This window comes from Oleiphilus sp. HI0132, assembly GCF_001635845.1.
Window position 1 is genome coordinate 1 of record NZ_LWGJ01001448.1, and the last position, 22,009, is coordinate 22,009.

At 45.8% G+C, this 22,009-nt stretch carries 21 protein-coding genes; 10 read left to right on the forward strand and 11 right to left on the reverse strand.

Translation table 11 applies throughout. The features are described from left to right. The coding region (locus tag A3766_RS22080; protein ID WP_156509048.1) for a hypothetical protein at window positions 1-389 on the reverse strand (389 nt) is incomplete at its 3' end. A gap of 90 nt (window positions 390-479) precedes the next feature. Further along, on the reverse strand, window positions 480-2,933 hold the full coding sequence (locus tag A3766_RS22085) for a hypothetical protein (RefSeq protein WP_068516241.1): 2,454 nt from the start codon (window positions 2,931-2,933) through the stop codon (window positions 480-482). Window positions 2,934-3,156: 223 nt separating this feature from the next. On the opposite strand from A3766_RS22085, the gene A3766_RS22090 reads away from it, so the two are divergent. The 5 genes from A3766_RS22090 (at window position 3,157) to A3766_RS22110 (ending at window position 8,794) form a co-directional block, all read left to right on the forward strand. Then, the gene (locus tag A3766_RS22090) at window positions 3,157-4,839 is read left to right on the forward strand and encodes a flagellar hook-length control protein FliK (RefSeq protein WP_068516238.1); all 1,683 of its coding nucleotides are present in this window, start codon (window positions 3,157-3,159) and stop codon (window positions 4,837-4,839) included. After that, window positions 4,836-5,141, forward strand: coding sequence for an EscU/YscU/HrcU family type III secretion system export apparatus switch protein (locus tag A3766_RS22095; protein ID WP_068516235.1), 306 nt, complete (start codon window positions 4,836-4,838; stop codon window positions 5,139-5,141). Before A3766_RS22090 ends, A3766_RS22095 begins: the two co-directional genes overlap by 4 nt. A 17-nt stretch (window positions 5,142-5,158) precedes the next feature. Further along, window positions 5,159-6,181 carry a diguanylate cyclase domain-containing protein gene (locus tag A3766_RS22100; protein ID WP_068516232.1) on the forward strand — a complete coding sequence of 341 codons (1,023 nt, stop codon included), beginning with the start codon at window positions 5,159-5,161 and terminating at the stop codon, window positions 6,179-6,181. Next, window positions 6,181-7,182 (forward strand): GGDEF domain-containing protein, encoded by a 1,002-nt coding sequence (locus tag A3766_RS22105; protein WP_068516229.1) that lies wholly within the window; start codon window positions 6,181-6,183, stop codon window positions 7,180-7,182. Before A3766_RS22100 ends, A3766_RS22105 begins: the two co-directional genes overlap by 1 nt. A 163-nt stretch (window positions 7,183-7,345) precedes the next feature. After that, a complete protein-coding gene (locus tag A3766_RS22110) occupies window positions 7,346-8,794 on the forward strand; it encodes a bifunctional DedA family/phosphatase PAP2 family protein (protein WP_068516227.1) in 1,449 nt (482 codons plus the stop codon). A gap of 39 nt (window positions 8,795-8,833) precedes the next feature. Here A3766_RS22110 and A3766_RS22115 read toward each other — a convergent pair whose 3' ends face one another. Continuing rightward, window positions 8,834-9,421 carry an LON peptidase substrate-binding domain-containing protein gene (locus A3766_RS22115; RefSeq protein ID WP_082865204.1) on the reverse strand — a complete coding sequence of 196 codons (588 nt, stop codon included), beginning with the start codon at window positions 9,419-9,421 and terminating at the stop codon, window positions 8,834-8,836. Between the two features lie 167 nt (window positions 9,422-9,588). Here A3766_RS22115 and ilvD point away from each other — a divergent pair, with 167 nt between their 5' ends. Continuing rightward, a complete protein-coding gene (gene ilvD / locus A3766_RS22120) occupies window positions 9,589-11,433 on the forward strand; it encodes a dihydroxy-acid dehydratase (RefSeq protein ID WP_068516225.1) in 1,845 nt (614 codons plus the stop codon). Between the two features lie 45 nt (window positions 11,434-11,478). Here the strand turns inward: ilvD and A3766_RS22125 are convergent, their stop codons facing one another. From A3766_RS22125 to A3766_RS22140, 4 genes are read right to left on the reverse strand one after another with little or no spacing between them, the layout of a single operon-like run. Beyond that, window positions 11,479-11,982, reverse strand: coding sequence for a dihydrofolate reductase (locus A3766_RS22125; RefSeq protein ID WP_068516222.1), 504 nt, complete (start codon window positions 11,980-11,982; stop codon window positions 11,479-11,481). Between the two features lie 24 nt (window positions 11,983-12,006). Then, the gene (locus A3766_RS22130) at window positions 12,007-12,858 is read right to left on the reverse strand and encodes a thymidylate synthase (RefSeq protein ID WP_068516218.1); all 852 of its coding nucleotides are present in this window, start codon (window positions 12,856-12,858) and stop codon (window positions 12,007-12,009) included. A 29-nt stretch (window positions 12,859-12,887) separates the two neighbouring features. Further along, window positions 12,888-13,697: a prolipoprotein diacylglyceryl transferase gene (lgt, locus tag A3766_RS22135; RefSeq protein WP_068516215.1), complete on the reverse strand. Its 810-nt coding sequence runs from the start codon at window positions 13,695-13,697 to the stop codon at window positions 12,888-12,890. 33 nt (window positions 13,698-13,730) lie between these two features. Then, a complete protein-coding gene (locus A3766_RS22140) occupies window positions 13,731-14,516 on the reverse strand; it encodes a sulfite exporter TauE/SafE family protein (RefSeq protein ID WP_068516211.1) in 786 nt (261 codons plus the stop codon). A 68-nt stretch (window positions 14,517-14,584) separates the two neighbouring features. On the opposite strand from A3766_RS22140, the gene A3766_RS22145 reads away from it, so the two are divergent. Further along, window positions 14,585-15,379, forward strand: coding sequence for an NRDE family protein (locus tag A3766_RS22145; RefSeq protein ID WP_068642983.1), 795 nt, complete (start codon window positions 14,585-14,587; stop codon window positions 15,377-15,379). A gap of 23 nt (window positions 15,380-15,402) precedes the next feature. Here A3766_RS22145 and A3766_RS22150 read toward each other — a convergent pair whose 3' ends face one another. From A3766_RS22150 to pomA, 3 genes are read right to left on the reverse strand one after another with little or no spacing between them, the layout of a single operon-like run. Further along, a complete protein-coding gene (locus tag A3766_RS22150) occupies window positions 15,403-16,011 on the reverse strand; it encodes a PilZ domain-containing protein (protein ID WP_068516205.1) in 609 nt (202 codons plus the stop codon). A 40-nt stretch (window positions 16,012-16,051) separates the two neighbouring features. Then, entirely contained in the window at window positions 16,052-17,047 is a 996-nt protein-coding gene (locus A3766_RS22155; RefSeq protein WP_068553495.1) for a flagellar motor protein MotB, read from the reverse strand. A 60-nt stretch (window positions 17,048-17,107) separates the two neighbouring features. Then, the gene (gene pomA, locus A3766_RS22160) at window positions 17,108-17,866 is read right to left on the reverse strand and encodes a flagellar motor protein PomA (protein ID WP_068516334.1); all 759 of its coding nucleotides are present in this window, start codon (window positions 17,864-17,866) and stop codon (window positions 17,108-17,110) included. Between the two features lie 291 nt (window positions 17,867-18,157). Here pomA and A3766_RS22165 point away from each other — a divergent pair, with 291 nt between their 5' ends. The 3 genes from A3766_RS22165 (at window position 18,158) to dxs (ending at window position 21,363) form a co-directional block, all read left to right on the forward strand. Next, window positions 18,158-18,406 carry an exodeoxyribonuclease VII small subunit gene (locus A3766_RS22165; protein WP_068515370.1) on the forward strand — a complete coding sequence of 83 codons (249 nt, stop codon included), beginning with the start codon at window positions 18,158-18,160 and terminating at the stop codon, window positions 18,404-18,406. A 32-nt stretch (window positions 18,407-18,438) separates the two neighbouring features. After that, the gene (locus A3766_RS22170; protein ID WP_068516336.1) at window positions 18,439-19,344 is read left to right on the forward strand and encodes a polyprenyl synthetase family protein; all 906 of its coding nucleotides are present in this window, start codon (window positions 18,439-18,441) and stop codon (window positions 19,342-19,344) included. A 96-nt stretch (window positions 19,345-19,440) separates the two neighbouring features. Continuing rightward, window positions 19,441-21,363 (forward strand): 1-deoxy-D-xylulose-5-phosphate synthase, encoded by a 1,923-nt coding sequence (gene dxs / locus A3766_RS22175; protein ID WP_068516339.1) that lies wholly within the window; start codon window positions 19,441-19,443, stop codon window positions 21,361-21,363. On the opposite strand, the gene ribA is transcribed toward dxs, so the two are convergent. Further along, the gene (gene ribA / locus A3766_RS22180; RefSeq protein WP_068508589.1) at window positions 21,360-21,977 is read right to left on the reverse strand and encodes a GTP cyclohydrolase II; all 618 of its coding nucleotides are present in this window, start codon (window positions 21,975-21,977) and stop codon (window positions 21,360-21,362) included. The genes dxs and ribA overlap by 4 nt on opposite strands. Window positions 21,978-22,009: the final 32 nt, after the last annotated feature.

Consider the following 22,009-nt stretch of genomic DNA (forward strand, 5'->3'; position numbering starts at 1 on the left):
AACTGAGAGTCCACCAGTAGACGCAAATCGTACAAGTAGACTATTGCGTCCTGAACATTACCTTGAGCAAGTTTTTGCTTGGCAACACTAAAAATGACCTGAAAGTCAGTCTCGGATAGCTGAGCCTTATTCTCAAGCTGATCGGCAAGAAGCTCGATATCGGTCATTTCGGTTTTTGTAGAAGTACTGTCAACAGAATCCAGGCTAGCCGGTTTCTTTAAATTCTGCTCCTTTGAGCGCAAGTTTTTTAGGCGCTGCTCATTTCGAAGCAAATCTCTCTGAGAGCTGGAAACTTGCTGATCGAGACCAGCAAACCAGAACTGCTGCGCTAGCCAACCCAAAGATACTCCAGCACAGAGCGCTAATAAGTAGCCTGACGTTCTATTCAAGATAAGCCCCCTTTCAGACCAGTGATAGCTCACTACACCACTCATGAAGACGCGGACTACCTATTCTGAACTTGAAATATTTTTCTTTGTCTATTCAGATGAACCCGTTGACTTTGGCGCAGTGTCAAATCGTTTAAAGACTGTTTCCGCCAACCTTGGAGTCTGACGTACCGAAACAGCACTATTATCATCACTCAAGGTATTAACAATAGCATACTTGGAATGACGACTAAGTAATTCCTGACCTGAAGCACCCTCTTCCTCCGAGACAGACACGTCATAAGAAAGGACATCCAGCAAGCCCTCAAACAACGGTTCAGCGCCACTCGCTTTCTGATAAAGCACTCCGCCAATAACCGTCTCAACAACATCATTCAATACGCCAAGCTCTGAGCCAAGAGAGCCATCGTTATCGTCAATTTCATACAAGGTAGGTGTCAGCAAGCGTCCTTCATCAAGAACCTGTTCATCAAGCGCTTCCTGATGCGAGGACGTCAATAGATATACTGTCTGCCTATCAGCCTCGTCACCACTCAGGTCAAGCATGCGCACCCATTTACCATCTTCATCGCTTGCCTCAGTACGAATTGAGCCTGAGTCAAGACTAGCATCAGCACATACTCTAGTTAATACCTGATTAGGAGTGCAAAACAGTGCTGTAGATTCAAATTCGGTAAAAGAAGAGAAACACGTACCCTCTGCCAGATCAGCCCCCGTACATCGGTCACTCCCACCACCTTCTTGGGAACCCAGGTCACACTCAACACGAAGGTAGTTTTTATAACACTCATTACTTCTCACCGCTCCTGGAATCAAAGCACTGATATATACGTTGTTATTTTCAACAAAGTGCTCCAGAGCATATAGATCTGATTCAGCACCAAACATAACATGCTCACGTACTGATTTTGGCGCTGACAAAGACTGCTTATAAAAATAACGAACAATCAGATCTTTTTCGAGCATTGATGCAGATAACAACAAGCTGTCTTCAAAAATACTCACTTCATACTTATTCAAGGAATCTGCCAAGTACTGCATATAACCAACGAACTGGGCATCGTTCTCTGTATTATTCAACTCCCCCAAGTGCTCAAAAAACTCGGCAGAACAAATATTTCTGCCAGACTGGCTCACATCATGTTCTTCTTGAGTCTCACACAAGTCTGCAACATCCTGCTCCAACTGACAGCCGAGATCGGCATCACAATCCGTTATAAACTGCCAGGAAGAAGCCGTGACATCATGAGCGGCATTACAAGCATCATCCTCTTCGTCACAGCGCTGATAGTCGAATTGTGAAAACGTTTTCTTGCGTCTGTGTGCTTGTTCCTGATAGATAAATCCGTCATTTGTCTCAACAAGGTAGTCATGACTGACGCTATCAGGCGTAAATTGGTTTTGTAAAAATGGGTAGGTAAAAATCTTCCCTTCATCAATGATCACTAAGTCATCATCATCATGATACGCTTCTACTTCATAAATCCCTGGCTCGACACCCCCCGCGATATAAGGAGCATAGCTGCCGATATTTATTATCCGATCGGTCAATATTGTGCCGACATCACTCTGAGTCTTTGCAAAAAACTCTGTGCTTGCATCGACAACAAAAATATCCTGATTCATTTGGACCAGGTATTGATAATTATCCAAGGTACGTACATCAAAGAGATAAAATGGAGACGTAAACCCATTCGCGTCAATTGATGGGTAGGAAGCAAGCTCTCTGGTTTGCGACCATACAGAATTCCTGTCCTGGTCAAAAAACTCTAACTTCCTCAGCGCAAAGCTATAACCAAGGTAACCATAATTTAAAATATATTCCCCTGCATTATCCGGGTTATCAATCCAGCCAAACACTAACTTTGCTTTAGCCTGAGCTTCATCAACAATAAGCAACTCATCAGTAAGAGAGGGGTCTGTAAACGAAGCATCGAACTGATAGTTTAAGGGTAGTTCATAATATGTTCGACTTGCATCCATGTTTTCACACGCTGAACCGTCTTCCTCATCGACTGCGGTCACAACATAAACCGACTCCGCATGCCTAACCGAAAAGGTCTCAACGGTACCGGTACCGGAATCAGAAAGAGAAGAGACGACTAGCTCTTTTGGATGAATCTCACATATTTCATTCTTAAAGTGATTGATAGCCTTGAGTTCATTCGTTTCATGGTCAACTTTATAGACGGTATCGGTACTCACCAAGATTGAAATATCCGGCTTGGCTCCATTGCTATCGGAAGTATTCAGGCTCAAGATCATTCCTGATTCAGAGGAAAAAACTGCCTCATGCTGAATCGTCGAACTTTCTGTTTCTGGAGCACTGAAGGAATATAAGCCCAAACTGTCACTCACCTCGTCAGACGGGCGAGAGAAAAAAGTTTCGTCGATAGCAACATCTTGAAAATCTTGCCCCGGAGTAGAAGGTGGTGAAGTATCGTCTACTGTTTCTGGTGCCGTTTCTGCCACTCGCCCTTCGCAACCTGCCAGAACGATTGAAACACACCAAGCGAGAAATAATTTAAATGCCTGCTTTGTCATAACACCCTAATTTCCTATGAGCTAATCCATGTACCACTCTATTTCCTGAGACACTATTCAAAAACATCAGGAATATCTTTCCGTAATTCTATTTTTTGCGTCTCCATTATATCTGGGATAATCTGTGAAATAATCTATAAGCGTCTTGATTGGGAGCCTGTTCACAATAAAACCCTGTCCCAATCGAGATTTATTCTGGCAGCACCTGGGATACAGCAACGTCATGGACATCACACCAAAACCACCGTCAACGCCAGAGGTCGTCAGCAAAGGTACAAGCACTCTTTCTAGATCACAAATTACCAGCATTGAAGAGCTTAAACTGGTACCCGGTAAGCAATACCAGGCAACTGTTCAGGCACCCCCCCCCAAAACTAACCAGGAACAGCCGGTAATCGAAGGAAAAGCAGCCACAGTAAACACTCACAGCAGTAAAGAATGGCTACTCAATATTAATGGCAAACTTGTCACAACCACCAGCAGCATTCCTTTAGAGATAGGTCAGACGCTATTAGTCAAGCTTGAAAGCTCATCAACAAAACAGAGCAAGGCTTTGATCCTTGTCAGTCCGACTAATAGAAGCACAGCTCAAATCCCAGCAGACAAAGGCAGCATCAATACCGAAATACTATTAGGCACCTTAGCAAAACTGCTACCGAAGCAACTGTCTCTTGGTACCGGCTTCGCTGCCCTGAATGAGATGAGTAAAGCGACTTCGCAAACGCCGCCCATTTCTCAAAATCAAACAAAGATAGCCAGCGCTCAACAAACCCAGCTCTCCCCTACACAAGGCTCATCGCCGCTTACTCGAAAAGTTGCGCTAGAAAGCATCGCAACACTGATCAAATCTCTTCCTCACGCAGAGCAGATCTCTCAAGCCAGCCGTCAAGGCGACACTCTAAGCTCTCCTGACACAATTAGAAACGCCTTAAAACACAGCGGTCTTTTCATGGAGTCACAGCTCAGTAACACCACCAACAAACAACAAATACTCGAGCAACTCCAAAACCTCAAAACCTTGAACAAAATAGCATTAGCGCAAGCAGACCAGACCAAACCTACTGCCAATAACCCGCTTTCTGGAACCCCCTCTCCTCAAAATACCAACCAAACAAGCTCTGCAGTCACGAAGCAAGCACTAGACATGCTGCAGCAACTTGTAAAGCAACATAGCAACACGGCAGCCGATCCAAGCCAAGACAAGACAATATCAAGCGATTTAAAAGCGACCCTGCTAGGCATTAGCCGAAACTTATTACCTGCCGCAAATAGCAGCGGCGAACAAAACCAGGCGATAGAGAAACTCCTTGGCAGCCTTTTAGAGCCTGAACTATTAACAACTCCCTTTAATTTTCCGCGCATCCAGTCCGACACAACAGCGAAGGCCAAAGCTCTTTTTGCCGAGCAAGAGTTTTCTACCGGGCAGCTTTTGAAAATACTTGCCGGAATGCTTAATCGTATTCAGTTCAACCAGTTGAACAGCCTCTTTCAAAGCCAAACCAGTGACGGCAATACACTTCAATCATGGTTTTTTGAATTGCCCGTGGTGAATGTCAACCAAGGGGTCACCACCTTCAGCCTGAGACTCGATAAGGAAAAAAGCGCCACTCAGAACCAGGAAGAGGAATCTGAGGACAAAGCATTGCAGTGGAAAATATCACTATCCTTCGACTTAGAAGGCCTGGGAGCAATATATATTCAAGTAAGCTTGCTCCCTCCTTCTATTTCATCCATTATCTGGGCAGATCAAGCCGATACTTTCGCGCTCGCGCAAAGGGAGAGCAAACATTTTAAGGAAAAGCTTTCAGAGCTAGGCCTAGAAGTAGGCGATATTATTTGCCAACAAGGCCTACCAGAACAACAGGCCACCAAGTTGACACAAAGCCTGGTAGATATTCAAGCATGAACAACAATAACAAAACCAGCTCGAAAACAAGAGCCATCGCGCTCAAGTACGATGAAGTTTCAGCGCCCAAACTTACTGCCAAAGGTGAGAATGAGCTCGCTGAGGAAATAATGCGCATTGCCGAAGAGCACGGCATACCTTTATACGAAAATAGTGAATTAGTCAGCATTTTGTCTAAACTAGAACTGGGAGAAGAAATCCCCGAAGTTCTATATCGGGTAATAGCTGAAATAATTGCCTTTGCATATTACCTGCAAGGAAAGACACCACAAGGCTTTGGCGAGCCAACGACCAGAACATAACGAGCAACATTTTCAACATGGCACATTCTGACCACCAACTACTTATTAACTCAAAATCCTACTTATATGCCCTTATTCTGGCAGGTACCTTAGCGCTCGCCCTGCTCTTTCAGGGGCAATTGATCAGCGCTTGCGGCATCGGTGTTCTGTGTGCGCTACTCATTGTAAACCAGTGGCAAAGTAAAAACCGAAATGCCGATAAAGAGAGCTTCATCTGGTTTAAACACAGTTCTCTGGCTCTCGCCTGCATTGCCCTAATAGGCTTAATGACAGGCCTGGAAGACTTTAAAACATGGACCTATTTCATTCCCTTATTGCTGTTCTTTTTCTATGAATTCAAACCTGCCCTATGGCTTGTCGGGATATTCTCAGTATTTGCCCTGGCCTCTTTGAATGCTAGCGGCTCTCCGTTTGAAAACATTCAAAATACTATGAGCTACCTTTTGTACCTAAGCATGAGCTGCTGCCTGGTTTACTTGAGAGAACTAAGACGAAAACAGCTTAAGCCACTGCGTCGTACAGATAACCTGACCAAAGCAGCCACCAAAGAACATCTAGATGATGACCTGACAAAAGAAATTCAACGCAGTGAACGTGAAGGCAGTGAATTGTCTACAGCCGCGTTGGCAATTGACAAAATATGTCTTTCCAAACTAAACCCTAAAGAACAAGATGCTGTCACGATTGCCATTGGCAAGTTGCTCCATAACAACCTTCGCTTGTTCGACAGTTACTACCTTTGGGAACATCATGAGTTTCTTATCGTCTTACCTCATACCAGCTCGATTCAAGCAGTCAAGATAGCAGACAGCCTGCGACTTAAAGTCCGCAAAGAAATTGAGATTCATGGAGAAAGTATTACCGTTAGTGCTGGCGTGTCCTGCTTAAATATCGGCGATGACAGTACCTCCATAACAGGCCGGGCAAGCCATGCCTTATCAGAAACACAAGCTACCAGTATTAATAGAACACACATCTATCGAGACATCGATGAGCTGCCCCAAGACGCAACGCCAGCCAATGCAGAAGGAGCACAATAATGTTCTCTGAAATCCAGCTTCAAACCCGTCTTACTGCCACATTATTTCTGCTTGGCGCAATTGCTATGGTTGTGCTTGGTATACAAAATTATCGCTACGGTCTCTATGAGCTCGTTTACGTTGCAACACTTCTAAGCATCGTTTATTTAAGCACAAGCCTCTACGCCAAGTTCTCCCCCGAAGCCAAATACCTCAAGCAAGCCTGTCTCGCTGTAGGTGTTATATCTGTTCTCAGCATTTTCGCCAATGCAGGCGAACACCCTGAGGAGCTTAAGCACTGGATATTTCCGATTGGTCTTCTTTGTTATCTATGCCTTCCCTATCGCCAAGCAAGCATATTCAACGTGGTGATGGGTGTGTGTTACTCACTGCTACTGCTATTTGCCAGCAGCATCATCTCAGCACTAGAGTTTGCAACCAGCTTTGCATTATTTATGGGGCTAACAAGTACTTATGCTCAGCTTCATCAGAAACGCAGTCGCACACTGGTAGAACTTGAGATACATGACCCACTAACTAAAGCTTATAACTACCGCCATTTGAGAGATACCCTTAAAAAAGAAATGTGCCGAGCTGACCGAACAGGCAAACCCCTTTCTCTGGTTTCCCTTGAAGTCGATTACTTCCCTCAAATTCAAGACATGCACGGTCTCCCAAATACAAACGACCTTCTTGCTCGATTTGCAGAGACACTTAAAGCAATGATTCGCGCAGGAGATAGCGACTACTTTGATGGAAAGCAGACCTCTTACCTCCTCTTACCTTGCACACCTTCAGAGGGCGTTTTAGTTATTGCGGAAAGAATTCGACGCACCATAGAGGAATGCAACTGGCCAGTGGTTGATGCAATTACGGTTAGCCTGGGCTGCACAACCTATATACCTGATGACTGCTCAGGCGATCGAGATGGCGAAGCAAAGAAATTAATTGAGAACGCTCAGATTGGTTTGATCGAAGCACAAAAAAACGGCCATAACCGCGTCTGCCTGCATAGTCACTAAACAGACAAGTTCGTTGTTTACAGCTTTCTCCCCTCTATTGGCGAAAGCTCAAGACTTCTGACAATTTGTCTCGCTTGTCATTAGTGTGTAAAGTGACCCAACGAGGCTAAGTCTGTTTACCCCGGCACATCTTTCAATACTATTCGCACTTACACCCGGCACAATGACAGAATCTGATTTCCAACCCCTTATTGCATGGCTTGAACTAAACCCAAACTGGGTTTTCGTGGCTGTTTTACTTATTGCATTTATTGAGTCTCTGGCGCTTGCAGGAGTAATCGTACCCGGCGTATTGCTGCTCTTTCTTGTGTCAGCCTTGGCAGGTCACATTAATCTACCTATTGAGTGGCTTTTATTATCGGGCTTTCTCGGTGCCATATTGGGAGACGGCATCAGCTTTTTTCTTGGTCATTATTTTAAAGATAGCTTGCGAAACATTTGGCCCTTCTCCCGCTACCCTAAAACACTTCAGTCTGGTGAGCGTTTCTTCCATAAGCACGGTGGGAAAAGCGTTATGCTCGGCCGCTTTATCGGCCCTATTCGTCCAGTCATTCCTATTGTCGCAGGAATGCTTGGAATGTCTCAAACCAGATTCACTGTCTTCAATGCCCTCTCGGCAACCATTTGGGCACCGTTTTATATCTTGCCTGGCTACCTGACTGGCAGTGCCGTCCATCTGGTTCTGCCAAGTAACTTTTATCCGGCCTTGTTCTCTCTAATTGCTGCGCTGCTCATTATCACTCTCAGCTTTCGCTATGCCAGCCTTAACCTTCAGCATGGATCTCGCATCTATGCGGCGCTATTGCGCAATAACAAAAGCCAAAACACGTCATCAAAGGACTATGAGTTTCCACTTGCGTCACTGAGTTTATTCATAGGATCAAGCTTATTCTTTATTATTTGGAGCTTTCTGGTTTTACGAACAGGCTTGCTAAGCCAACTAGATGCCAGCGTACTTCAACTCGGCGCTGAGCTGCGCAACATCAGTACCTTTGTCAGCGATATCAGCTCTCGGATATTTATCCATCTAACCCTGCTTGGCGATGAAAAGTTTTTGTATGCCTCCTTTATAACACTCATCGCTTTGATGCTTTATCTAAGGCAGTTCCGAGCCTCCACTTTACTGGTGATTTCCGGCTTAAGTACTGCGGCAATTACACACACACTAAAAGCAGTATTTAGTATTGCCCGACCTGAACTAGTACTCTCACCGCCTGTTTCATATGCCTACCCTAGTGGCCATAGTTCAGGCTCAACCGTTTTCTACGGCCTGATTGCAGCATTTATTGCCCAACAGCTACCCAAGACCCAACGCTGGCAGTGCTACTTGCTATTCTTTGTGCCGATGTTTCTGATCGCTTTTAGCCGGGTTATGCTCAGCGTTCACTGGTTGTCTGATATTGTTGGGGGCATAGCGCTAGGTTTAGCGATTTGTGGAATTAGTAGAGTGTTATATAGCACTCACCAAGCTTATGACGCCGCGAACCGTCGAGATATCACTGTTGAAAAGAAAGCGGTTATGACAGCACTTTGTCTATGGCTCGGCATCTTAATTGGCTATCAGCTTTATTTCTTTCCAGAAGCCTTGCAGGCTTACCAGTTACGCCCCTAAACGCAGAGCCGTCTGATCAAGACTCAAGATTTATACGGCCTAAGTAACCATATCAGAAATTTGACGAGAGATTGCTTGCAGACGCTGAAGCGGGTCGCTCATTTCATAAAGATGCTGTTTCTGTTTATTGCCTAGCGGCAGTAACTCAGTCAAGCGCCAGCCTACTTGGCGCCCATCTTCATAATCAATATCCATATTCAAATCGCGAACAAAGGGGTGTTTGACCAGAGCCTGCAGTACCACACGCAGCTCATCAAACTCCTCGGGCAAGTCAATATGCTGCTCTTCACCAATAGCCTCAAGCTCGGCATACCAGACGCCATTTTCACGTTCTTCAAGTGAGGATAGTTTGACTTGTTCCAGACCTTCAACCGTCAGATTTAACACCCCGGTACTAGGCGTCTTGCCAAAATCTACAATTTGAACACGCGTGCCAAGTTCATAGAACTGCCCTTCTCGCACGTGTTCAGTCGGTGCATTTTCACTGCACATCAACACTGCCACAAAGCCTTCGCCTTGCTTCATCGAATCAGCAATCATATCTAAATAGTGCGGCTCAAAAATCTGCAAAGGAATACGACCTTGCGGACAGACAATAGCATTGAGCGGTAACAGCGGCAGTTTCATAGTTTATTCAGGTATTCACGGTTGGCTTTTAAGTAAGCATAGACTGATTTTTCCAATCTTATAGTTTCGTATTGAAGATTCGCCATTTGGTGCCAGCATGCATTTTTTTTGCTATGCTGCCTGCTTCAGATTTTTCTTTCTAACAACGATTATTTAAGAGACCAACGATGCCGACCTATCGCTCAAAAACCTCTACTCATGGCAGAAATATGGCGGGAGCACGCTCATTATGGCGTGCCACCGGGATGACAACAGAAGATTTTGAAAAGCCAATTATCGCTGTTGCAAACTCCTTCACCCAGTTCGTTCCAGGTCACGTCCACCTTAAAGACATGGGGCAACTTGTAGCACGCCAGATAGAAAAAGCAGGAGGCGTTGCAAAAGAATTTAATACCATCGCGGTCGATGACGGTATCGCGATGGGTCATGACGGCATGCTATATAGCCTACCTTCCAGAGAGCTGATTGCCGACTCGGTTGAATACATGGTGAATGCTCACTGTGCCGATGCACTGGTTTGCATTTCCAACTGCGATAAAATCACACCGGGAATGTTAATGGCTGCTTTGCGTCTGAACATTCCGGTTATCTTCGTATCGGGTGGCCCAATGGAAGCAGGTAAAACCAAGCTTTCGGAACACAAGCTCGACCTGGTCGATGCCATGGTCATTGCTGCAGACGATAGCGCTGATGATGAAACGGTTGCAGAATATGAGCGCAGCGCCTGCCCAACATGCGGCTCTTGTTCAGGCATGTTCACGGCTAACTCAATGAATTGTCTGACTGAAGCTATTGGTCTATCTTTACCAGGTAACGGCACAACATTGGCAACTCATGCAGACCGTGAAAAGCTATTCCTTGATGCTGCAGACCGCATCGTAGACATTACACGCCGCTATTACGAACAAGATGACGAATCAGTTCTACCACGCTCAATTGCCAGCCATAAAGCCTTCGAAAACGCTGTGATGCTTGATATCGCCATGGGCGGCTCAACCAATACCATCCTTCACCTTTTGGCAGCGGCTCAAGAAGCGGAATTAGATTTCGACCTAAAGAACATCAACGAACTAAGCAGACGCGTCCCTCAGTTATGTAAGGTTGCACCGAACTCTCCTCAATATCATATTGAAGATGTTCATAGAGCTGGCGGCATCATGGCTATTCTGGGCGAACTAGATCGAGCCGGAATTCTGCATACCGACCTGCCAACGGTCCACAGTAAGACAATGAAAGAAGCGCTAGCAAAATGGGACATTATGCAAAATAATGATCCAGAAATTGCCGAGTTCTTTAAAGCTGGCCCTGCTGGCATTCCAACCCAAACGGCTTTTAGTCAATCGACTCGCTGGCCGACACTGGACGGTGATCGCGCTAACGGTTGTATCCGCTCATTAGAAAATGCATTTTCTTTAGAGGGTGGACTCGCAGTCTTGTACGGCAATATCGCTGAAGACGGTTGCGTGGTAAAAACAGCTGGCGTTGATGACTCTATTCTCGTGTTTGAAGGCAAAGCCGTTATCTTCGAAAGCCAGGATTCCGCAGTAAAAGGCATACTTAATGATGACGTAGTTGAGGGCGATGTGGTTATTATTCGCTATGAAGGCCCTAAAGGTGGCCCGGGTATGCAGGAAATGTTGTATCCAACCAGTTACCTGAAATCAAAAGGCCTAGGTAAAGCTTGCGCCTTGTTAACCGACGGTCGCTTCTCAGGGGGTACCTCTGGCCTATCAATTGGCCACGCTTCCCCTGAAGCAGCTGCCGGTGGCGCTATCGCATTGATTGAAGCCGGCGACAAAATCAAGATCGATATCCCTAATCGCTCAATTGATGTTGTCTTGGAAGAAGGGGTACTTAACTCTCGACGTGAAGCAATGGAGCAGAAAGGCAAGCAAGCCTGGAAACCAGCAGAGCATCGCGAGCGAAAGGTCTCTAGCGCTTTGAAAGCCTATGCCATGCTGGCAACAAGCGCCGATAAAGGTGGTGTTCGTAATTTGGATATGCTGGATTAAGCTCGACGAAACATAGGACTGAGCAGAAGTTCAGTCCTTTTCTTTTTACTTACGATCCAAAACGATAAAACTATAATCATAGGGATTCGGCCCTTCGGCTTCAAAATCTTCCCGCCCAATTTCACGCCACTGAGTCCAATCGACTTCGGGAAAATAAGCATCGCCTTCGACTTCTGCATGAACTTTCGTTAGATAGATACGATCAACATCCGGCAGACTCGTTTGATAGATCTGGTCACCACCAATGATCATCACTTCCGACTGACCGTCAATATCACAAACCGACTCTCCTAAATCAAAAGCCTGCTCAAGAGAGTGCACGACTTTCACGCCTTCAGCCGACCAGCTTTCATTTCGCGTTATAACGATATTGCATCGACCTGGAAGCGGCTTACCAATCGACTCATAGGTTTTACGCCCCATTAGAATCGGCTTGCCCATCGTCACTTGTTTAAAGTACTTAAGATCATTGGGCAAATACCAAGGCAGCTTGTTGTTAATGCCGATAACTCGGTTTTCTGCCATCGCGACGATCATGGAGCGCTTCATTGTTTCTTCCTACTCGATATATATTTAAACTGAAAAAGGGTACTGGATACTGTCATGCGACTCATAGCCGACGACTTCAAAGTCAGCGGTCGTCACCCAGGTTTCAAGGTCTTCGAGTGACTTGATATCAGGGTTGATATTTAGTCTCGGAGAAGCGAAAGGCTCACGCTTTAGCTGCACATCTCGCATCAATTCTAACTGGTTCTCGTAGATATGAGCATTGACTATTTTGTGGTAAGCCTTACCGGCTTTATGCCCCGTGATCTGTGCCATTAGAGCAAGCAGAACATAGACCTGAACCTGATTGAAATTCAGCCCCAGCGGCACATCACAAGAACGCTGATAACTAGTCAAATACAGTGTATCCCCTAGCAAAGAAAATGTGTGCGTATGCATGCAAGGGCGCAGACAACCCATTTCGAACTCGCCCGGGTTATAGAAGCTTAGAATTTCTCCGCGGTCATCGACCCCTTTCGAAAGGTTATCGACGATCTTTTTAAGCTGGTCTAATGGCGTGCCATCCGGCTTTTGCCACGCCCGGCCCTGAACGCCGTATACTCGCCCCATATCATCCTCACCTTTACGATGCGGATTATTCAACCAGGCTTCATTCTCATTGGCATTAGCATTCCAGGTGTTACAGCCGATCTCGCGAAATTGCGCAGCACTGCTATACCCACGGAGATAACCCAGAAGTTCTGCAATGGCTGCTTTATAGTAACTTTTGCGAGTGGTAATTAACGGAAATACATTGTTCTCAACGTCATACTCCAGGTCAGCATTGATTAGGGTCAGGCAGCGCGTTCCGGTACGTTTATTATCTACCCACACACCCTCATCAATAATACGCTGACAAAGCGCTAAGTACTGCTTCATATGCTTCTCTCAATTTTTTATTTTCTAGTTTATGCTCGGTGCGATAGTTTATCGGAGTTAAATTTGTAGGCATACCAAATAAAACCCACACCTATTAATATCATCGGGAATGACAGTAGTTGACCTTTCGTCAGCCAACCCCAGGCAACAAAACCAATATGTGCGTCAGGCTCTCTTACGAACTCAACAACAAAGCGGAAAATTCCATAGAAGATCATAAACATACCCGAGACCGATGCCGCAGGCCTGGGTTTAACGGAATAAAACCATAAAATACAAAAGAACATCAGCCCTTCAAGCCCTGCCTGATAAAGCTGAGAAGGGTGCCTAACCAATTGCTCCGGGTCGTTTGGAAATACCATTCCCCAAGAAACATCTGTCGCCCTGCCCCATAATTCTGCACCAATAAAATTTCCGATTCGTCCCAAACCCAAACCTATTGGCACAAGAGGCGCGATAAAGTCCAATAGTTGAAAAAAAGTGCAGCCAATCTTTCGTGCATAAAAAACAATGGCTAACATCACACCGATTAAGCCGCCATGAAAGGCCATTCCACCTTCCCAGATTCTAAACAACCAAGCTGGGTCATCGAGAAATTTGTCGAAGTTATAGAAGAATACGTAGCCCAGGCGCCCCCCCAGGATTACCCCCAATGCGCAGTAATAAATCATATCTCCGACTTGCTCTTTGGCAATTGGAGCACCAGGTCGTTGGGCTCGTCTCTGCCCTAGTAAGTAAGCCGCCACAAAACCAATCAAATACATTAAGCCATACCAATGAATTTGAATTGGCCCTAAGTCCAAAGCAACCGGATCTATCTGGGGATACGACAACGCCATTGTAATTCCTTAAATTTTTAATATTAAACAGAGCTAAGTCACTAGAAAGCGAACACCAACTAATAGCAGAAAACCTGCAAACAATCTTTTCAGTAACAGAGGCGACAAGCGATGCGCCAACTGCGTTCCAACCCTCGCGAAGTATACAGAGCAAATAGATATTCCGAGTAAAGCAGGTAGGTAGATCAATCCCAAACTCCATTCAGGCCGTCCTTGCAAATCACTTCCCATCATCACATTACTGAGCGTGGCAAATAAAGCGATGGGTAAACCACATGCAGCGGCGGTACCCACCACTTCTTTCATCTCAATACGATACCGACTCAAATAAGGAACGCTAAGTGTTCCACCACCAATCCCGAAGATAGAAGAAAACCACGCAATGACCACGCCCATTATAGATAGTGCGATATTTCCGGGTATCGCCAAAGACTGCAAGCTAGCGGATTTGATAAACATTCGCAGCGCTACAATCACCGCAAAAAGTCCAAACAGCTTTTTCAGCATCCAGCCATCTAGTTGCACCAGCGTTAATACACCAAGCACCGCACCTAGCGCAATACCAGCACTCATCGGCCGAAACACCGACCACAAAACCGCGCCTCTCTTATGGTGATTATATACCGAGCTCATCGAGGTAAACACTATGGTCGCAAGTGAAGTTGCTATCGCCATATGGGTCAAGACTTCTGCGGGGAAACCTTGGCTTTCGAAGACAAAAACCAGGATAGGCACGACGACTAAACCACCACCCACGCCAAAGAGCCCTGCCGTTAACCCGGCAAAGATACCCGCCAGCAAGTAGCTCACAATAAACATAGTCCGTATCTACCCCTAAATAATTGCATGGTATGATAGCTGTATTACATTCTGAGGTCATTCTTTCAATGTGTTTAATAGTTTTTGATTGGCAGCCCGAGCAAGCACGAATACTGACACTCGCCTCAAATAGAGATGAGTACTACGCCCGCCCTACACTTAACGCTCATTTCTGGGAAGATAGCCCTGACATATTTGGCGGCCGAGATTTAAAAATGGGTGGCACCTGGTTAGCCCTTTCCAAAGGTGGCCGCCTCGCTGCAATTACAAATTATCGCGCGCCAGACTCCAGAGTATACGAACGATCTCGTGGAGAAATTCCCTCAAGCTTCCTTCAAGCAAGCTGCTCTGCAAATGAGTTTGCAGCTCAAATTTCAAGCGATGAATATGCCGGATTTAACGCTCTTCTGTTTGATGGCTCAGACTTGGTATATTGCCATAATCGTGGTCAGACGAGAGGTAGTCAAACCCTAAAGCCGGGACGGTATGGCTTAAGTAACCACCTGCTAGATACGCCTTGGCCAAAAGTACGAAAAACCAAAACAGCTCTCGAACAGGCCCGGCAGAACCCTGATAACACTGAAGCAGCTAGACACTTACTGTTGGCACTACAGAACCAAGAACAAGCATCGCCTGNAGAACTGCCGCAGACAGGCATCCCTCAAGAGTTTGAGCAAGTGCTCTCTTCCCCCTTTATTAGAACGCCCAACTATGGAACTCGTGCGAGCAGCGTCATCATTATTGATAAAGAAACTTTAGGTACGGCTAAGAACGAGCAGATCAATAAAGCTTTCTTTCTTGAACGTCAGTATCAGAAGGGTAGCAGCAAATTTAACGACAACATAACAAACATAACTTTTTAAGCTAGAGCTCGACAGACTCTAGCTCATTGCAAGCTACCGTCATCTTCAGATCGATTACCTTTTAGCTGTTGAACCTGGCGCTTAATGACATGCTGAACCAATGTTTCCTGATCAATTTCGGTGACATTAACGAAGTCAGCGCGCGCAAGCCAGGGCTTGCCATCAATGCTCTCATCCAATGCATCACAAGCAATAACAGCTGCTAAGAGCTGCAATCGAGTATTACTGGGGTATAGCGTTAGTTCTATATGAACATGCTGATTCAAAGCAGCACTTTCTTCAAGCGGGAAAGCGATTCCACAAGCACTCAAATTAACCTGACAAGCAGAAGTAGACTGCTCGAGACCCTCTTCTTGGCCAGAGGCAAGACCGTGGCCAAAAGCCAAATTTATTTTCTGGTTAAAAAGATCAAGAATATTATGAATTTCAGGTTGGGAATTCTTCAGTACTGTCAGATCTGTTGCTATCTGGTGCTCTATCTGTGACAGCAGAGACTTCAGAGAAGTCGGTTGAGCTTGCACCGCCAAATCAGTTTCACCCTCCGAAAGAAAGCGATAACGAAGACCAACAAGGTCCGTCACTCTAAAATAACGTCTTCTTTCACTGTCGTGCGTCACTGAATTTACACCCATATATATTATCCCTAGATAAACCCATCACACACTCTCCTTTCTAGAAGATCTCGTCAGGGTCCAATTCGAAAAAGTTATCAATTGCTTGAGAGTTAGCATCCAGCGTCTTGCTTTCTTCACGCAGCTCTTCCTTCACCTGCTTATCAGTTTTCTCTTGAAGAATAATCTCTACCCGGCGATTTCGCTTTCTACTCTCAGGCGTATCATTCGGCACCAGCGGCCGAGTATCCGCAAAGCCTGTTATGCTAAACCTATCTTGTTTTAGGTAGCCGTCATCAAATAGCCCGTGCGCAACTTCCAAAGCCCTTGCGACCGACAAATCCCAGTTTGATGGGAACATAACAGTTTGAATCGGCACATCATCAGTATGCCCCTGCACGGCGATATCACCTTCAATTGACTCGAGGATATCAATCAGCTTATCAAGCACTGGAATAAACTCATCCTGAAGCTGAGCTGAACCAGAAGAAAAGGCTCCTTTTTCCTGAATTCGAATAATAATTTTACGACCTTGGGTTTCCAGCTCCACCATATCTTTGGCAACTTCGGTCTGGAGCTTCTCAGCAATTTCTTCTGCCTTGGTTTCAGCCTCTTCTTCCAGCTCCATCATTTTTTGAGCAACAAACTCACTGATTTGGGCCTTTTTATCCTGAGCGTTTTCAGTTGACTCATCACAAGCTTCTGCAACGGCTTTCTCTATCTGAGCCTCACACAATACTTCGAGAGTCTGGTGATCTGAGTCAGTCGTTTGCTGCATCACCACTTGCAAAGGTGTGGGGTCTGGTTTTCCCGGAGAGAACTCTTGAGCAATAATACTGGTTCCTTTCGGGATCGACGTAACATCAACCTGATTCTGAACACCAAAGGCATTACGCATTGAACCAGCTAAACGCTTAAATTTGAGTACATCTATTTCTGCGAACGATAATAGCAGAACAAAGAAGCACATAAGGAGGGACATAAGATCCGCAAAAGTCCCCATCCATGCGGGGAGCCCGGGGACGCAATCGCAATCTTTTTCTTCTTCATCACTCATTGTCGAGTTGTTACCTCAGAGATCAAACTAAAAACATACAGGCTGCTTAATAAACCAGAACTATTCTTCACCTGTTTCTCGCTTGCCTTCAGACAAGTAGGTTCTCAACATAGCTTCAATAACACGTGGGTTTTGACCAGCCTGAATCGCCAAAACGGCATCGATTGACATGGACTTGATCAACTCTTCCTCTTCCATTCTAAGAGTCAGTTTGTCAGCAAAAGGGATAGCAACCATATTTGCAAGCATCGCTCCATATAGCGTGGTCAATAGAGCTAACGCCATCGCAGGACCAATGGACTTCGGGTCATCCATGTTGGACAGCATCGCAACCAAACCGATCAAGGTACCAATCATTCCCATCGCCGGCCCCAGGTCTCCTAGAGCAGACCAAACACTTGCGCCTGCCTTATGCCGCGCAACGGCCATATTCTTATCTTTCGTCAGAACTGTTTTAACAACGTCTTCATCATGGCCGTCGATTAAGAGAGCAATACCACGCGCTAGAAAGTCATTATTTATCTCCTTCCCTTCAAGCGATAGCAAACCACCTTTTCGAGCTGCATCTGCCAGCTCTACGACCAAAGTAATCACTTCTTCAGGCGACTCCAACTTGAACATAAACGCTTTGGCTGCAGTCTTTCCTGCGCCAAGAAACTGCCCAAGGTTGTATTTCATCATCAAAACAAGAAAGGAACCAACTAGCACGATCAAAACCGAGGGTACGTCGATAAACAGAACTATTGAGCCGCCCAGGGTCATTGCAAATACAACGATACAAAAGCCACCAAGTAAGCCAATGAGGGTTGCTAAATCCACTAAACGCTCCTAGAAAAAAATTCCCATCTTACAGATATGCCACTTAATGCCTTCAACTATTGAAATTGACTATTAATTCAAGACACTTCCAAGCACGCTAAAAAGAAAATAATTACGTGATTTTGTTACAAGGAAGTTTCATCTGTATGTATAATTGTTCGATTAGGTTTACGTGATCAAACGATCTATGTCGCCTGGCAGTAGTCACACTAATACATATTAATTTACAATTAGTGTAGCCCGAAAAATTGAAAGTTCCTGTTTTTTACCTCTTTTTTAGTTGAGATTTTTATGTCCTCTTCCGATTCAATTAATGACTTTGAAACTTCACTACAAGCTCTCGAAGAAATCGTCAATAAAATGGAGCAAGGACAGCTATCTTTGGAACAATCTCTTGACGCTTTTGAACAAGGCGTCAAGCTAAGCAAAGACTGCCAAAACACCTTGAAGAGCGCTCAACAACGCGTATCTGTATTAACTCAAAGCGACAATGGCTTTGAGTTAAATGCGCTCCAAGAGCAAAGCAATACTGACGCCTAGCCCAAGACCCGATCAATACAAGACTTCTTACCGTGAACGATAATTCAAGTAGTATCCCAAGCTTTCTGAGAGAATATCAGTCTCAAATTAATACAGCACTTAAGGTGCGCCTGGATCAGTTTTGCGCGCCAAACTCTCACTTGGGCGAAGCGATCCGATATAGCACCTTAATGGGAGGCAAGCGCATTCGACCCATTTTAGCCTTAGCGACAGCCAACTGCTTTGCAGTTCAGGCAGAGCAGGCAATGGATGCAGCCTGTGCAATTGAATTTATTCACGCCTACTCTCTTATCCACGACGACCTACCCGCGATGGACGATGATGACTTGAGGAGAGGTCAGGCCACCTGCCATAAAGCGTTTGATGAAGCCACGGCTATTCTGGCAGGTGATGCCTTACAAGCAATGGCCTTTGAATTACTCAGCCAAGCCAAACACTTTGGTCTCGAAAGCCAGATCAAAATGATCCAGCTGCTGACAAAAGCAAGTGGTGCCAGAGGAATGGTGCTAGGGCAAGCAATCGATTTTAACTCTGTCGGGCAAACCTTGTCTCTGAGCCAGCTTGAAAACATGCATCGACATAAAACTGGTGCCCTGATTGAAGCCTCTGTACAAATAGGCGCGCTAAGCAGCCCGTCAGGCGTGACGAAACAAGAATATGAAGCGCTAACCAACTACGCACAGGCTATTGGCTTAGCTTTCCAGGTTCAAGACGACATTCTGGATATTATCAGTGACACCCAAACACTTGGAAAAACCCAAGGTGCTGACATCGCGCTAAACAAACCGACCTATCCTGCCCAGCTTGGTTTAGAGGGCGCTAAAGAAAAACTTATAGCGCTACACCAAGAGTCTATCAACGCGCTGAGTAATCTCGGCGACAAAAATGTTCAGCAACTTACAGCGATTAGTGACTATATTATTTCCAGAATAAAGTAAGAGGTGTAACGTCGATTAAGTCGTAAAAACTGCACTCCTCCCTTTAAGGTTTCTGTTATACTTCGACCCTTACTATCTATCTGTAATTTATAGCCAATGCATACAACTTTTCCGATCTTTCAAGAAATTCCTTTGCAACGACCCAATACGCCATTGCTGGACAAGGTGAATGAACCTTTTCAGTTGCGCTTACTATCGGAAGAACAGCTGGCCCAGCTTAGCCATGAGCTGCGAGCCTACCTGCTATACAGTGTCGGACAATCAGGTGGTCACTTTGGTGCCGGGTTAGGCGTCATCGAACTTACGGTTGCACTGCATTACGTATTTAACACCCCTGAAGATCGTGTCGTATGGGATGTTGGACACCAAGCTTACCCTCATAAAATTCTAACAGGCCGACGCGAGCAAATATTAAAAATTCGCCAACATGACGGCCCTGCGGCGTTTCCCGCAAGAGAAGAAAGTGAATACGACACCTTCGGTGTCGGGCATTCTAGCACCTCAATCAGTGCAGCTCTTGGCATGGCTCTGGCTGCAAAAATGCAGTCCAGCTCTCGCAAGTCTATCGCAGTGATTGGCGATGGCGCTCTAACAGCAGGCATGGCATTTGAAGCAATGAGTCATGCCGGAGATATCGCTCCTGACATGCTAGTTATTTTAAATGACAATGACATGGCGATTTCGGACAACGTAGGCGGTTTGAAGAACCATCTGGCGAGAATTCTGTCAGGAAAAACATACAATCAGATGCGCGATGGCGGCAAGCAAATTCTGAGCAGCACTCCCGGCCTAATGGAGTTTGCCAAGAAAACTGAAGAGCACGTCAAAGGCTTGGTTGCACCCGGTACGCTTTTTGAGGAATTAGGCTTTAACTACATTGGCCCTATCGATGGTCATGACTTGCCAACCTTAATCAAAACATTAGAAAACATGAAGGAGCTGAAAGGCCCTCAATTCCTTCATATTGTCACCAAAAAAGGGAAAGGCTTCGCACCAGCAGAAATCGACCCGATTGGCTACCACGCAATCAACAAAATAGAAGCAAAACCCAAAGTAAGCCCTGTTGAAAATAAGCCTGCCAGCCAACCCAAGTACTCAAACGTTTTTGGCCAGTGGCTTTGCGATATCGCCGCACAAGACAGTCGGGTCGTCGGTATTACGCCAGCGATGCGAGAAGGTTCCGACCTAGTTCGTTTTTCCGAACTCTACCCTGAGCGCTACCATGACGTTGCCATCGCCGAACAGCATGCCGTAACACTGGCAGCAGGCATGGCTTGTGAAGGAGTGAAGCCTGTTGTCGCAATTTACTCAACCTTCTTACAGCGCGCATATGATCAGCTCATTCATGATGTCGCCATCCAGAACCTGGATATTTTGTTTGCCATAGACCGGGCTGGCCTGGTTGGTGAAGACGGCGCAACGCATGCCGGAAGTTTCGACCTATCCTTCTTACGCTGCATTCCCAAGCTAGTTGTGATGGCGCCTTCGGACGAAAATGAACTTCGGAAAATGCTCTACACAGGCCACCAATATGAAGGCCCAGCTTGCGTGCGCTACCCACGAGGCACAGGCCCGGGTGCAGAAATTGAAAAAGAGATGCAAGCCTTGGAATTAGGCAAAGCCAAAGCAATTCGCGAAGGAAAGAAAATAGCCATTCTATCATTTGGCTCTTTGCTGGAACCGGCGAAAGCTGCTGCCGAAAAGCTCAATGCAACACTCGTGGACATGCGTTTTATCAAACCACTCGATACGCAAATGATTGATGAACTGGCGAATAAGCACGAGACCTTGGTCACCTTGGAAGAAAATGTGATCGCCGGCGGCGCAGGAAGCGGCGTGTCTGAATACTTACGCGGGCAAGGACTTGTTTCGCAGGTCATTCATCTAGGCCTTCCCGATAAGTTTGTCGCTCACGGTAAGCCTCAAGACCTGCTTAAACAGTGCGGTTTAGATGCAGAAGGAATTGAACAGAGCATCTTGGCGCTTAGCAACCGAAAAGCAATCGAAAACGCCAGTTAGTCCGCTGGCGCATCATCGTCCTGATGGTCGCGCAACCAATGGCCTAATTTGCTCGCCTTGGTCGAAAGGTAACCGTCATTATGCGGGTTACGGCCAACCTGAATTGGAATTCGCTCGACAACCGAGACTCCACCACTCTGCAAAGCTTTTACTTTTCGTGGGTTATTGGTCATCAGCTTCAGCTCCTTAACACCCAAATGTGCGAGCATGTCATAACAAATCGTGTAATCTCGGAGATCTGCCGCAAAACCTAACTTTTCATTGGCCTCAACCGTATCAGCACCTTGGTCTTGTAACTGGTAGGCACGAATCTTATTTAATAAGCCGATACCACGACCCTCTTGACGTAAGTACAGCAATACACCACGACCTTCATCAGCAATGCTTTGCATCGCCTGCTCTAACTGGTAACCACAGTCGCAACGCATACTAAACAAGGCATCGCCAGTGAGACATTCAGAATGCGTTCTCGCTAATACAGGAGCACCGTTTGAGATATCCCCTAAGGTCAATACAACATGCTCCTGACCAGACTCCACCTCTTCAAAGCCATGCATATCAAACACGGCAAAAGGCGTTGGTAAACGGCATGTTTCAATAAAGCGAACTTTCACAGACGATCCTCTTGGCACAAACTAAAAAGGCA